The following is a 13,453-nucleotide window of genomic DNA, read 5'->3' as shown; positions in this document are numbered from 1 at the left end:
CTTGCCATGCTACCTAAAATAAACACTATTATTTACGCCTGCGATTTAGAAAACCAAACACAAGCTGCCATGGAGCTTGTATTGAATTTAGCCAATTTACACAAAGCAAAAATAATACTAATGCATGTAATGGAACCGCTAAATGCTCAAGCATCCAACATGATCAACAACTATATTTCTGAAGAAGTAATCGCTACTATGCGCAAAGATGCCCAAAAAGACATCCATAGCCGTATGGAAAAAATGCTGAGCAACTATATGCAACAGCATGCGGAAGAACTTTCTACTTTAGAACACCCGCCTGAGACACTCATCACCAGCGGTGCTCCATCAGACTGCATTCAACAGATAGCAAAAGCTCAGAATGCCGATTTGATTGTTATGAACAGCAGAACGCACAGTCGATTAGGGCAAATGATTCTCGGCTCTACTGCAAATAAAGTCATACACAGCAGTACGGTTCCCGTATTAGTCGTGCCGATAAAATAGCAGTTTACTCTAGCCACGCTCCTTGCTCTTAGATACACTTACTGTATATATAACCAGTAAGTGTATCTATGATTCTTTATATTGCAGAGAAACCCAGCCTTGCACGTGCCATTGCAGCCGCCCTACCGTCACCTCAGAAAAAAGAAGAAGGCTGTATTTGGCTGCCAAATGGGGATTGCGTCAGTTGGTGCATAGGTCACTTACTCGAACAAGCAGAACCTCATAAATACAACCCTGCTTTTAAAGCCTGGAATATAGATCACTTACCCATTATTCCAACAGAATGGCAGTGGCAAGAAAAAACCAATACCAAAAAGCAGCTTGGCATTCTGAAGAAGCTCATCAAAAAAGCGACACACCTTGTTCATGCTGGAGACCCAGACAGAGAAGGACAACTTTTAGTCGACGAAGTCCTTCACTACACCAAAGTTTCGAATCAAAAACTAAAAGAGACGCAGCGTCTTTTAATCAATGATTTAACACCCTCTGCTGTCAAAAAATCGTTGTCAAACTTACGCTCCAACAGTGAATTCTCGGCCTTGTCGCGATCGGCACTTGGCCGTGCTCGTGCTGATTGGTTATTTGGCTTGAATCTAACGCGCGCTTATACCATTAAAGGACGACAAGCAGGCTATCAAGGCGTTTTATCGATAGGCAGAGTGCAAACCCCAGTATTAGGTCTTGTTGCTGCCAGAGACAAAGAAAGAGAAGCTTTTGTTCCAAAAGATTTTTATCAGGTATGGGCAAGCGTACAAACTCATCAAGGCATTGAGTTCCAAGCAAAATGGCTGCCAAGCGAGTCTTGCCAACCCTATATGGATGAAGAAAATCGAGTGCTGAGCTTACCGCTTGCACAAAATGTTGCCAATCGCATCAGTAATAAACCAGCGCTTGTGATTGACGCCAACTACAAGCAAAAAAAGCAAGCGCCGCCATTGCCCTACAGTTTATCTGCACTGCAAATTGATGCTGCCAAAGCCTTCTCCCTTTCTGCTCAGCAAGTATTGGATATTTGCCAAACACTGTATGAACGCCATCAGATGATCACTTATCCAAGGTCAGACTGTCGTTATTTACCAACCCAACAACACAAAGACGCACCTGCGATCATTGCGGCACTCGCTCGCTCGGGCGGTGAAATACAACAAGGCGCGGAAAACGCCGACGCCTCGTACAAAAGCAAAGTATGGAATGATAAACAAGTTACCGCTCACCATGCGATCATCCCAACGACGCAAGCATACAAAACAGCTTCATTATCCAAAACCGAAGCCTTGGTATTTAACCTGATTGCCCGACAATACCTAATGCAGTTTTACCCAGAATACGATTACCTCGCGTCTTATATTAAATTGGAAATCGAAGGTGGTCACTTTGAAGCAAAAGGAAATACACCTATTTCACTCGGTTGGAAAGCTCTTCTACCTAACAAAGCAAAAAGCCAAGATTCAGATGAAGAAAACCAAAACACGCTGCCAAAGCTAAATAAAGCAGACGCATTATGGTGCACGAAAGGGCAAGTTCAAGAAAAAATCACCACACCGCCCGCTGCTTTTACGGATGCAACCCTGCTAGCGGCTATGACGGGAATTAGCCGCTTTGTCACCAATAAAGACATTCGCGCGATTCTAAAAGAAACCGATGGTTTAGGCACTGAAGCCACACGCGCCAGCATTATAGAGCTTCTCTTCAAGAGAAATTTTTTAATGAGGCAAGGCAAACAAATTCACGCCAGCCAAACAGGTCGTGCTTTTATTGATTGTTTGCCAGAGCAATTGGTCACTCCCGATATGACCGCTCAATGGGAATCGACGCTTAATGGCATCAGTCTTGGCGAAGCCAGCTATCAAGATTTTATGACGAACTTAGAAGGAAATTTAAATCAGCTACTGAGCGCTTCTCGGGATATGCCAACCTCAGCATTACAAAACCTACCACCACCAGCGAAAAACCCGTTTACCAAACGAAAAGGCTCAACCAGTAGAAAATCAACAGGTGCGCGCAAAACCACCAGTGCAAAAACCACAACCTCAAACGCAAGAAGACGCCCAAAAGCGTCTTCTCAATAAAGCTTAATCAGCGTATTAACCAACTGCTAACCAAACGCCAACACCAATCATTAATGACCCAGCAATGCGATTCATAATTCTTACATTGCCACTTTGCATTAAAATTGACTTAAGCGTTCTTCCACCCGCCGCATAAATAAGTAAGCACGTCAGTTCAAGCGTTAGAATAATCGTAATCAGCACAGCTAACTGACTTATAAGAGGCTGACTGGCATCTAAAAAAGGCGGCAGTAACGCAACAAAAAATGCCCAGCCTTTAGGATTCGCTATCGCGGTTACAAAGCCTTGCGATATTAGGTCAATTCGTGAGGCGGGTTTGGTGTCATTAGCATCCGCTTTAATGGCCATTTTACCTTTAGATAACCACATTTGAAGACCAATAAAAGCAAGATAAGCGCCACCGATGTATTTCAGTACGATAAATACATTAGGGTAATTCAATAATAATGCCGCCACACCAATCGCAGACAAAATAGCCACGGTTGCCACACCTACAAGCTCACCTAGCATCATCCAAAGCGCGCGCTTTATGCCAATTGTCATACCTAATGTCATGGCCAATGTCATGCACATACCTGGGGTAATAGACACAAAAAAGAACGTCGGTATAAATGCGGAAAGAAGCGCGAGGTTCACAAAGAAATCCTTACTAAAATGAGGTTAAATTGGAAAGAAAAATGTGTAATCTGTGGCAGCTAGCAGGAACAGACTCTTATTAAAATAGCAAAATCATCATGGTAGAAGCTGAAGATAATCAAAAGCGTTTTTTTGTTTGAAACGTAGAGTCTTCTATAAATTTATTCCATTCATCGTCTAACTCTTCTTCGCCTTCACTTTCCATGCCTTTACTCATTTCTTCTTCAGCTTTTTGTAAAGCAAGGTCTTCTTCAATTTCTTGAAGAAAATCTTTGATTTTAAGAATGATTGGTTGAGCCTCAAGCGATTCTTTGATCGGTGCTAATTGTGATAAAGCCTCTTTATACATATCAACAGCCGTCTCCATTTGACCACTCAAAAATGCTTTACGAGCAAGATAAGAGTGATAATCCGCATTAACTTTATAATGATAAAAGTTTAATAATTTTCCATATCGATGAACAACATCTGAATTGATAAACTTTTCTTTTTGAGACAACACTAAAAACGATTTAAAAGATTCAAACAGGCGTTTTACTTCTAGTATCAGAAGCTCATCATTTATCGGCTTAGCGCGCCTTTTCTGCTTGCTCGCTTGAAACTCAGACATCTCTTCCGCTAAATGACCACGACGACGAGTCAGTGTGGCATCGGGTTGAAGCTCCAATAACTGATCGTATATGGCAATCATGCGAGAGAATAACCACAACCTCATGTCTTTGGGCTGATATTGAGGTGGCATTTCATCGAGATACCGACGTACTTGGCGCAATTGATTATTAAGCATTGCTACTTTACGCAGTTTCTCCAATCGTGCCTGCTCTTTTAACTGAAGAAAAATTGCAAAGGCAATAAATCCACCGATAACGAACAAAAGTACAGTGATGGTAACAGCTGTCATATGATACGTATTTTACCTTAGTAAGGTTTATAGCAGGATAACATCCTATTCTGCTTCTAAAGGTTAATGCAATAAAACACGCCAACTTACTTCAACTCGGGTTCCGTTTTATTTTTTTTTGAAAATAAAACCTTTTCGACATCCTGTATCATACTTTGTAGGCGTACTATCTCTCTTTTCGAGCTACTCACGGAACGGTTCTTTTCTATTGAGGACAAAGCAATACGATATTTTTCTAATGCCTGCCCTTTTTTATCATTTTCTAAATCCATTCCAGCCTGTTTTACCAGCAAATCACGATAAGCTAATGCATGGGCATATCTAACTAAAACAATATGATGCTTTACTATTACTCGACTGACGACGCGATTTTCTGGAATATTCCTCATTTCTCTAAGAATGTACTGAAGCGCATCACAAACTTGATCAAATTGCTCTTGGCTTCCTACACGTTCCCTAGCCACTTGTTGTCGTCCTGACTTTAATTCAGTCAATAAATGTACTAAAAAAGCCTGCTTTGACACAAATTTCGACTGATAATTAGCATTTTTTAACTGTCCAATAACATAAAGTAAATATTCCAAGAAAAAAACTTTGGTCTCTTTCGTTAGATAGCGATCAGATATCATCTCTAAGGAGTAAAGCAACCGTTCACTTCGGCTCGATAAACGAGAAAGAAGTCTTTCTCTTAGCGCTCTTCGCTGTTTTTTCCATCGAAAAAAAACAGGAAGCAAGCAGCACAAAACCAATAAAACAACTAAAGCTAAAACAAACATATTTGATTTCACTACTTAATAAGCGTCTAACACTGACTTTCTTAAAAAAAACAAATAAGTGGCATGCTTTTATATAACACTGGCGACGCTATGAAAACAAAAAAAGACCAGAGAATCTGATCTTTTTTGTTTATCTCTTAACTTATTTATCGAGCGACCGAAAATCCAAGTAACATATAAAAAATCATAGCGGCCAGTAATGCGGAAGCAGGAACAGTAATTACCCATGCTGCTGCGATACGTAATAGAGCAGAACGTTTAACTAATTCTTTCTTCGTGGCTTTCTTCAACCCTTTACGCTCTGAAGAAGAAATAGGTGAAGACGCTCGCGCTTCTTTCAACTCTTTCAAAATACTGCGTTTTTCTTCTACGTCGGCCAACTTGAATCTTTTCACAAACTCTTGAGTCTGCTGTCCATTAAGACCCGCTGACTCAGAATGAGAAGTAATAGCTGCCAGCTTTTTCTCGTAAGACAGTTTTAAATATTCACGTAAGAAGCCTACGCCAAAAATACCACCAACAGCAATATGCGTAGAACTCACAGGCAAACCAAGCTGAGACGCAATAATAACGGTAATAGCAGCGGCCATGGCAACACAAAATGCTCGAGTTTTGTCTAACTCTGTAATTTCAGACCCTACCGTCTTAATCAGTTTAGGCCCAAACAAAGCAAGACCGACAGCGATACCTAAACCACCCACTACCATGATCCAAAGAGGTATTGAGGCCTTACTAGAAACAGCCCCTGTCATCAAAGCATCATTAATCGCTGCAAGAGGCCCAATGGCATTGGCAACATCATTCGCGCCATGAGCAAAACTTAACAAAGCAGCAGACACAATCAGAGGAAGGGTAAACAAACTATTTACAGCATCTTTATTATTTTCCAGCGCCGATGCCGCTTTCTCTACCATAGGTCGAACAATAAAATAGACGGTCAGCGCAATCGCTAGCGCAATAAGGCCTGCAGTAATAAAATCTAATTTCCAAATTTTCTTCAAACCTTTCAAAATCAGATAAGTAGAAAAAGCCCAAACCATGAATGCAACAAGCAAAGGAACGACTTTCTTAGCGGATTCAATCATGTCACTTTTGTAGGTAATTGAACGCTTGATGTACATCAAAAATAAAGCAGCAATCACACCACCCAACACAGGAGAAATGATCCAGCTTGCAACAATAGCAATCAATTTATCCCAGTTTGCAATATCCAAACCACCAGCAGCAACACCAGCACCCAAAACACCACCGACAATTGAATGTGTTGTCGAAACCGGTGCGCCGAGATAAGTGGCTAAATTAAGCCAAATTGCACCAGCAAGTAAAGCGGCCATCATGACCCATATGAAGGTTTCGGTATCGCCTATTGAATTTGGGTTTATAATACCGTTCTTAATGGTTCCAACAACCGAACCACCGGCAATCAAAGCACCAGCCGCTTCAAAGACAGCGGCAATTAAAATGGCACCTGTCATAGACAACGCTTTAGACCCTACCGCTGGACCCACATTATTGGCCACATCATTGGCACCAATATTTACCGCCATATAAGCGCCAATTGCCGCTGCTATCGCTAAAATGGATAGATTAGAAACCCCCACACCATTAGATGATGCATAAAAGCCGGCGGCTAACACAAACGCTAAAGCGATTAATACACGAACAAACTCATGACCACTCAATAAAGTGGATTCTTCTTTCGGGCTATTTGTAAGATCCATACGGGCTCTTCTTTCTATAATTAATCTATACCAAACCGTTGTTAGTTGAGGGAACTCTACATTAACAACGCCATGCTGATCCTAGCATCTCAAATTAATTTGGCTCTCAATTCATCCCGTTACATTTTGATAAAATGTAAATTTCGCGTCATTCTACACTGCGAGTCTTTAGATAAAAACCCCTAAAATCATTGATAGCGACGACCCAAAAAAGAACAAAAAAAAGTGCCTCAAAAGGCACTAAACAGAAATATACTACAGAAATGTGACTGTTTTGTTACAGTTTAGATAACCGAACAGTACACTATTAAAATAGAGCAATAAATACTGAACAATTAACACTCAATCACATTAACCGCTAATCCACCGCGCGACGTTTCTTTGTACTTATCATTCATATCTCGCCCTGTATCGCGCATAGTACGAATTACCTTATCTAAAGAAACGTAGTGCGTCCCATCTCCTCGAAGCGCCATACTGGCAGAGTTAATGGCTTTCATGGAACCCATGGCATTACGTTCAATACAAGGTACCTGCACTAACCCTCCAATAGGGTCACACGTTAATCCTAAATTATGCTCCATACCAATTTCAGCGGCATTTTCTATTTGCTCAGGAGAGCCCCCTGTAGCCGCTGCCAAACCAGCCGCCGCCATAGCGCAAGCCGATCCAACTTCCCCCTGACAACCCACTTCAGCGCCAGAAATAGAGGCATTCTCTTTAAACAAAAAACCAATAGCCGCCGCCGTGAGGAAAAAATCTATAACGCCCTCTTCGCTAGAGCGAGGACAAAACTCCCAATAATAATGCAACACTGCTGGAATAATACCTGCTGCGCCATTTGTGGGAGCGGTTACCACTCGACCACCGGCAGCATTTTCTTCATTCACCGCCAAAGCATAAAGATTCACCCAATCCATTGCTCCTAGTGACGGTGTAATCATATCCATACGTGTTTTACTGGTTAAATCCCTATACAAACTTGCCGCTCTTCGCTTCACCTTCAAGCCACCAGGCAAAATACCTTCATTTCGAATTCCTTGCTGTACACATGCTTTCATTGCGGACCAGATTGAAAGAATCCCTTGTTTAATCTCTTCCTCTGTTCTCCAATATTTTTCATTCTCCATCATAATCTGCGCAATGCTCTTGTCTTGTGTTCGGCAAAGCTGAATGAGTGTTTCGGCATCATGAAAAACATGAGGAAGTTCAGTCGTATCTTCAACTAACGCCACGTTCCCGTGTTCGTCTTCTTGGACAATAAAACCACCACCAACAGAATAAAATGTCGCTTGATGAATAACTTGACCGTTAACATCAAAAGCCACCAAAACCATGCCATTCGCATGAAAATCCAAACGATCAATACGGTGATAAATAATGTCTGTAGCAACATCAATATTAATAGCTTGTTGAGCTAATAGGTTAAGCTGCGACAGAGCCTCTATTTGCTTAACGCGCTCACTCACACCACTTGGGTCAATTGATTCTGGCAGCTCACCTTCAAGCCCCATTAATACAGCCGTTCCAGTGCCGTGGCCTTTGCCTGTAGCACCAAGCGAACCATATAGATCCACTTTCAAGCGAGTGACTTTCGATAATAAATGTCGATCTTGTAATTGGTGAGCAAATTGATTCGCTGCCACCATAGGGCCAACAGTATGAGAACTTGACGGTCCAATGCCCACTTTAAACAGATCAAATAAACTGATTGCCATAACCTTTTCCTCTGTCGTCAGGTGTTCACCCGTACGACGATCAAAATACAAAAATACGATAGTACTAATAAACGAAATTATCACTTAAGGGATAAAGTTTCCAATCGGAAACAAGTATTTTTCATCATATTGAAGTATTAATACAAATTTAGGCAGTTTTGTGGCGCGATAAGATAAATGCACAAGCAACGTAAGTATCAAATAGAAAAGCACAATGACTAAAATCAGACATTCACAAAGGCTTCGCAACTAAACTTCCGTATCACTTTTGAAGATTAAAAATTGCCAAACGACAAATAAGACCTACCTTTAAAGCTTAGCCTACTTAATAAAAGAGGATTTTTATATGTCAGCAACAATTATTGTCGGTGTCGATGGAAGTGAGGCAGGTAATCGAGCCTTGTCCTATGCAAAGCGGCTTGCAACGCTAATAGGAAGCGAGTGTGAGCTCCAACTTATTTGTGTAGTGGAATGGTCGCCCTACACGTTTCAAACAACAGAAGAAAACGCCCTACGTAAAAAACAAAAACACATAGAAACCCAGAATGCCCAAGATCGAGTCATCAACCCTGCCCTAGAATCCCTTAAAGATGCTGGTATAAAAGCATCAGGTGCTGTGAAATTTGGTAAAGCCGCCACCATTCTTAACAATATTGCCGTAGAAAATAATGCGGAACAAATCGTCGTTGCTCGTTCAACAGAACAAGGCCTAAGCGCAAGAGTATTTGGTAGCGTAACCGCCAGTTTGGTTATGAGTGCAAGTGTCCCTGTTACCGTTGTCAGCTGAGGAGCGTCACTATGAAAAAATACACTTATCTATTTAGCGTGACCGCCGCATTACTTTTATTAAGCTTGAGCTCATCGGCTCATGCAGAAGGGATTGATGCGGTAGTGAATGAAATTTTCGGCAATGCAACGGGCTGGTTTGTTAGTCTCATCTTCGCCCCCCTTCCTGGAACGAGCTTTCCATGGATTGTTCTATGGTTAGTAACCGGCGCCACTGTCTTTACTTTATATTTTGGCTTTATTCAATTTCGTAGTATTGGTCATTCCATTGCTTTGGTAAAAGGCGATTACTCAGATCCAAATGATGCAGGCGAAGTAAGTCACTTCCAAGCGTTAGCCACTGCACTATCGGGGACGGTTGGTCTTGGTAATATTGCGGGGGTCGCGGTGGCCGTTTCTATTGGTGGTCCCGGTGCGACGTTTTGGATGATCTTAGCAGGCCTTATGGGCATGGCATCGAAATTCACCGAATGTACCCTAGGTGTTAAGTACCGTAATGAATACAAAGACGGCAGCGTGTCTGGCGGTCCAATGTATTACATTTCTAAAGGTTTTGCGGAAAGAGGCATTCCTGGCGGTAAATTCTTAGCGGGTCTATTCGCTGTATTTTGTATTTTGGGTGCACTTGGTGGCGGTAACATGTTCCAAGCGAACCAAGCCCATGCGCAACTTACTCAAGTCATAGGCACCTATCCAGGTTGGATTACCGGTATCATTTTTGCCGCACTGGTTTTTGTGGTCATCGTCGGCGGTATAAAATCCATTGCTCGAGTTACCGACAAAATCGTTCCTATTATGGGGATTCTTTATGTCGGTGCCGCCCTCGTTATCTTACTCGTTAATGCAGACAAAATTGGTTGGGCATTTGGCCAAATCATTGAAGGCGCGTTCACCGGCCTTGGTATAGCAGGCGGTTTAGTTGGGGCTTTGATTCAAGGCTTTAAACGCGCTGCTTTCTCCAACGAAGCCGGAGTGGGCTCTGCGGCAATTGCTCACTCAGCGGTACAAACTAATGAACCAATTACAGAAGGTTATGTTTCCTTACTAGAGCCGTTTATCGACACCGTGGTTATTTGTACCATGACGGCATTGGTTATCATCATTACTGGTCAACTTATGCAAGATCCGGAAACAGGTCTGTATATTTTGAACGAAGCTGGCACCATTATGACAGCAGATGGCTCTTCTGGCGTCGCGTTAACGTCGGCGGCATTTGGCTCAGCGTTTAGCTGGTTCCCTATTTTGCTAGCGGTTGCCGTTATCCTGTTCGCTTTCTCGACTATGATTAGCTGGTCTTATTACGGTTTAAAAGCATGGACGTATTTATTTGGCGAAAGTAAAAACGCAGAACTGACGTTTAAGATAATTTTTTGTGTCTTTGTTGTGATTGGAGCAGCGGCCAACTTAGGCCCTGTTATTGACTTCTCCGATGCGGCTATCTTTGCCATGGCGGTTGCAAACATCATCGGTTTATATTTCTTAATGCCGATTGTCAAAAGAGAGCTCTTGTCTTACCAAAAACGCTTAAAATCTGGTGAGATCGTTAAATTCAAGGATCGTAAAAGATCCACCAAATAGTTCAAAATAATAAACTAACCAGATAGAAAAACCCCCACTAACGAAATCGTCAGTGGGGGTTTTTATTGTCAAAGGGACTCAGCTCAATGTTGAAATAAGTAGGTTAGAAGAAACCTAGAGGATTTACATCATAGCTAATTAGCATGTTCTTCGTTTGCTGATAATGCTCTAGCGCCATCTTATGGGTCTCACGGCCAACACCAGATTTTTTGTAACCACCAAAAGCAGAATGGGCAGGATACTGGTGATAGCAATTCATCCATACACGGCCCGCTTCTAGGTTGCGCCCCATACGATAAGCAAGATTTGTGTCTCGCGTCCACACTCCCGCTCCAAGGCCAAAATCACTGTCGTTTGCAATGGCAAGCGCTTCTGCTTCATCTTTAAAGGTCGTAACACTGACAACAGGACCAAATATTTCTTCTTGAAAAATACGCATGTCGTTAGAGCCTTTAAATAATGTTGGCTGGACATAGTACCCTTGATTAAAGCCATCAATCGATTCAACACCGCCACCAATCAGCAACTCTGCACCTTCTTTTTTGCCTATTTCAATGTAACTCAGTATTTTATCGAATTGCTCTTTCGACGCCTGAGCCCCGACTTGTACGTCAGTATCCAGTGGGTTTCCGCGTTTAATCGTTTTAGTGCGTTCAATGACCAACGCCATAAACTCGTCATAAATAGATTCATGAACCAATGCACGAGATGGGCAAGTACAGACTTCTCCTTGGTTAAAGAAAGCCAGCACCAAACCTTCAACACATTTACTGATAAAAGCGTCTTCTTGCTTCATCACATCGGCAAAATAGATATTGGGTGACTTACCACCTAACTCAACAGAAGAAGGAATAATATTTTCTGCCGCGCATTTCAAAATATGTGAGCCTACAGGTGTCGATCCAGTAAAGGCAATTTTAGCAATACGTTTACTGCTTGCGAGCGCTTGACCGGCTTCTTTACCGTAGCCATTGACGATATTCAACACACCTGGTGGTAGTAAATCTTGAATAACTTTAACCAACTCAAGAATAGACGCCGGTGTTTGCTCTGCTGGTTTTAACACCACGCAGTTACCCGCCGCCAGTGCAGGCGCCAGTTTCCACGCTGCCATCAAGATTGGAAAATTCCAAGGAATGATTTGACCGACAACGCCCAATGGTTCGTGGAAATGATAAGCCACCGTATGTTCGTCTAATTCCGCCGTACTGCCTTCTTGCGCTCTCAAGCACCCTGCAAAGTAACGAAAATGATCGGCCGCTAAAGGAATATCTGCATTTAATGTTTCTCGAATCGCTTTGCCGTTGTCCCATGTTTCTGCAACAGCAAGAGCTTCTAGATGTTGTTCGATTCGATCGGCTATTTTTAACAAGATGTTAGAGCGATTAGTAACCGATGTTTTACCCCATGCCACACGAGCAGCATGTGCCGCATCAAGCGCAAGATTGATATCTTCTTCTGTAGAGCGAGGAATTCGGCAAAACACTTCGCCATTGACGGGGCTAATATTATCAAAGTACTGACCTTTAACCGGAGCAACCCACTCGCCTCCGATAAAATTACCGTACTCAGCTTCAAATGTAATCAGGCTTCCATTACTACCAGGTTGGGCATAGATCATAAAATCGTCTCCATTATTGTTGTTTTTATTTCAGGCTTTAGTTTTAACCTTGGTAGTAAGAGTAGAAACAATGCGGAAATAAAACTTGCCTGTCAGTCCATGAAACTTGTCTAGCGATCCATTTCTATTGGTGTATTTGTATTGACCCATAACCAGTCAAGAGTGATGATAAGCACACGAAAAATTAACCACGCCATATGATTAAAATAAAAGAGGTGTGTAAATGAACCGTTCTGCATCTACAGAAAAAACATTACTCGAGCAAAAACGCTCCCCCACGCAACTGGTCGAAAACCGTGTATGCTTTGCTGGCCCGCATTCAGAATTAAGTATTTACGATACTTATGAACAGGCAAAAAAAGTCAGTCTAAAAGCAGACTCGCTTCTTTACTGTGGCATGGTGACTGGCGCAAAAGTAATGCACACTAAGGACCATGACAATATCGCATTTTTACCCCATGAGTCCTTTATTCTAGCCCCACAAGAGGAAGTGTTCATCGACTTCCCAGAAGCTCAGCGAAATAGCCCTACGACCTGTCTAACCATTGCAATTTCAAAAGAAAGAGTGGCGCAAATCTGTGACCGGATGAATGACATCATGGTCAAAGATTTGCCTTCTAGCGTTACCTTAGACCCAAACCAGCACTTACATACAATGCACACGCAAGCCACTCAACAATTGCTGGATCGACTAACCAGTGAGTTTGTGCAGAATGATCCTGACCGAGACTTACTGGTCGATTTTGGTGTCAGTGAATTGGTCACGCGAATACTCAGACATCATGGTAGAGATGCACTGTTGCGGTTTAGCCAAAATACGCCAGACGCCAATGGTTTGACCTGCGTTATTCATTGGATAGAACAACACCTTGCCTTGCCACTGGATATAAACCTTCTGGCAAAGAATGCGTGCATGAGTCGTAGCCGTTTCTATGAAAGCTTCAAACGACAACTTGGCTGTACACCGGTAGAATATCAACACCAACGAAGAATGAGCCGAGCCTATCAGCGCTTACAAGAAAAGTGTTCAGTAACAGAAGTGAGCTATGAACTAGGTTATCTTAGCTTGAGTCACTTCAGTCGACGCTTCCACCAACACTTTGGTATTTCACCGCGTCAAGTGACTCAAAAAAAGCTCAATTCATAATCGAAGAAGCG

Annotated in this window: 11 protein-coding genes; 5 read left to right on the top strand and 6 right to left on the bottom strand. The window is 42.3% G+C overall.

Annotated elements, in window-relative coordinates; genetic code table 11:
- Positions 1–6 precede the first annotated feature (6 nt).
- Together MP3633_RS04785 and MP3633_RS04780 are read left to right on the top strand one after the other, a co-directional pair.
- Positions 7–489 carry a universal stress protein gene (locus tag MP3633_RS04785; RefSeq protein ID WP_176334683.1) on the top strand — a complete coding sequence of 161 codons (483 nt, stop codon included), beginning with the start codon at positions 7–9 and terminating at the stop codon, positions 487–489.
- A 68-nt stretch (positions 490–557) separates the two neighbouring features.
- Positions 558–2,558: a DNA topoisomerase III gene (locus tag MP3633_RS04780; protein ID WP_176334682.1), complete on the top strand. Its 2,001-nt coding sequence runs from the start codon at positions 558–560 to the stop codon at positions 2,556–2,558.
- A 15-nt stretch (positions 2,559–2,573) separates the two neighbouring features.
- Here MP3633_RS04780 and MP3633_RS04775 read toward each other — a convergent pair whose 3' ends face one another.
- From MP3633_RS04775 to MP3633_RS04755, 5 genes are all read right to left on the bottom strand, one after another.
- On the bottom strand, positions 2,574–3,194 hold the full coding sequence (locus MP3633_RS04775) for a LysE family translocator (RefSeq protein WP_176334681.1): 621 nt from the start codon (positions 3,192–3,194) through the stop codon (positions 2,574–2,576).
- A gap of 118 nt (positions 3,195–3,312) precedes the next feature.
- Positions 3,313–4,095, bottom strand: coding sequence for a hypothetical protein (locus MP3633_RS04770; RefSeq protein ID WP_176334680.1), 783 nt, complete (start codon positions 4,093–4,095; stop codon positions 3,313–3,315).
- Between the two features lie 86 nt (positions 4,096–4,181).
- On the bottom strand, positions 4,182–4,871 hold the full coding sequence (locus MP3633_RS04765; RefSeq protein ID WP_176334679.1) for a hypothetical protein: 690 nt from the start codon (positions 4,869–4,871) through the stop codon (positions 4,182–4,184).
- A gap of 146 nt (positions 4,872–5,017) precedes the next feature.
- On the bottom strand, positions 5,018–6,592 hold the full coding sequence (locus MP3633_RS04760) for an inorganic phosphate transporter (RefSeq protein WP_176334678.1): 1,575 nt from the start codon (positions 6,590–6,592) through the stop codon (positions 5,018–5,020).
- A 335-nt stretch (positions 6,593–6,927) separates the two neighbouring features.
- Positions 6,928–8,310 (bottom strand): L-serine ammonia-lyase, encoded by a 1,383-nt coding sequence (locus MP3633_RS04755; RefSeq protein ID WP_176334677.1) that lies wholly within the window; start codon positions 8,308–8,310, stop codon positions 6,928–6,930.
- A 346-nt stretch (positions 8,311–8,656) separates the two neighbouring features.
- Between MP3633_RS04755 and MP3633_RS04750 the strand changes: the two genes are divergently transcribed.
- Together MP3633_RS04750 and MP3633_RS04745 are read left to right on the top strand one after the other, a co-directional pair.
- Positions 8,657–9,097, top strand: coding sequence for a universal stress protein (locus MP3633_RS04750; protein ID WP_176334676.1), 441 nt, complete (start codon positions 8,657–8,659; stop codon positions 9,095–9,097).
- An 11-nt stretch (positions 9,098–9,108) separates the two neighbouring features.
- Positions 9,109–10,674, top strand: coding sequence for an alanine/glycine:cation symporter family protein (locus tag MP3633_RS04745; protein WP_176334675.1), 1,566 nt, complete (start codon positions 9,109–9,111; stop codon positions 10,672–10,674).
- A gap of 103 nt (positions 10,675–10,777) precedes the next feature.
- Here the strand turns inward: MP3633_RS04745 and exaC are convergent, their stop codons facing one another.
- Complete coding sequence (gene exaC / locus MP3633_RS04740; protein ID WP_176334674.1) at positions 10,778–12,295, bottom strand: acetaldehyde dehydrogenase ExaC; 1,518 nt, start codon at positions 12,293–12,295, stop codon at positions 10,778–10,780.
- 223 nt (positions 12,296–12,518) lie between these two features.
- Here exaC and MP3633_RS04735 point away from each other — a divergent pair, with 223 nt between their 5' ends.
- The gene (locus tag MP3633_RS04735) at positions 12,519–13,442 is read left to right on the top strand and encodes a helix-turn-helix domain-containing protein (protein ID WP_112140373.1); all 924 of its coding nucleotides are present in this window, start codon (positions 12,519–12,521) and stop codon (positions 13,440–13,442) included.
- Positions 13,443–13,453 lie beyond the last annotated feature (11 nt).

It is taken from the genome of Marinomonas primoryensis, from assembly GCF_013372285.1.
GTDB lineage: Bacteria > Pseudomonadota > Gammaproteobacteria > Pseudomonadales > Marinomonadaceae > Marinomonas > Marinomonas primoryensis.
The sequence above is the reverse complement of the archived record's forward strand: the minus strand, read 5'-3'. Positions and strand labels throughout refer to the sequence as shown.

What these genes read in the sequence shown, in the direction of transcription:
- MP3633_RS04785 (WP_176334683.1), top strand. Translation starts at nt 7, where the DNA reads ATGCTACCTAAAATAAACACTATTATTTACGCCTGCGATTTAGAAAAC.
- MP3633_RS04780 (WP_176334682.1), top strand. Translation starts at nt 558, where the DNA reads ATGATTCTTTATATTGCAGAGAAACCCAGCCTTGCACGTGCCATTGCA.
- MP3633_RS04770 (WP_176334680.1), bottom strand. Translation starts at nt 4,095, where the DNA reads ATGACAGCTGTTACCATCACTGTACTTTTGTTCGTTATCGGTGGATTT.
- MP3633_RS04765 (WP_176334679.1), bottom strand. Translation starts at nt 4,871, where the DNA reads ATGTTTGTTTTAGCTTTAGTTGTTTTATTGGTTTTGTGCTGCTTGCTT.
- MP3633_RS04760 (WP_176334678.1), bottom strand. Translation starts at nt 6,592, where the DNA reads ATGGATCTTACAAATAGCCCGAAAGAAGAATCCACTTTATTGAGTGGT.
- MP3633_RS04755 (WP_176334677.1), bottom strand. Translation starts at nt 8,310, where the DNA reads ATGGCAATCAGTTTATTTGATCTGTTTAAAGTGGGCATTGGACCGTCA.
- MP3633_RS04750 (WP_176334676.1), top strand. Translation starts at nt 8,657, where the DNA reads ATGTCAGCAACAATTATTGTCGGTGTCGATGGAAGTGAGGCAGGTAAT.
- MP3633_RS04745 (WP_176334675.1), top strand. Translation starts at nt 9,109, where the DNA reads ATGAAAAAATACACTTATCTATTTAGCGTGACCGCCGCATTACTTTTA.
- exaC (WP_176334674.1), bottom strand. Translation starts at nt 12,295, where the DNA reads ATGATCTATGCCCAACCTGGTAGTAATGGAAGCCTGATTACATTTGAA.
- MP3633_RS04735 (WP_112140373.1), top strand. Translation starts at nt 12,519, where the DNA reads ATGAACCGTTCTGCATCTACAGAAAAAACATTACTCGAGCAAAAACGC.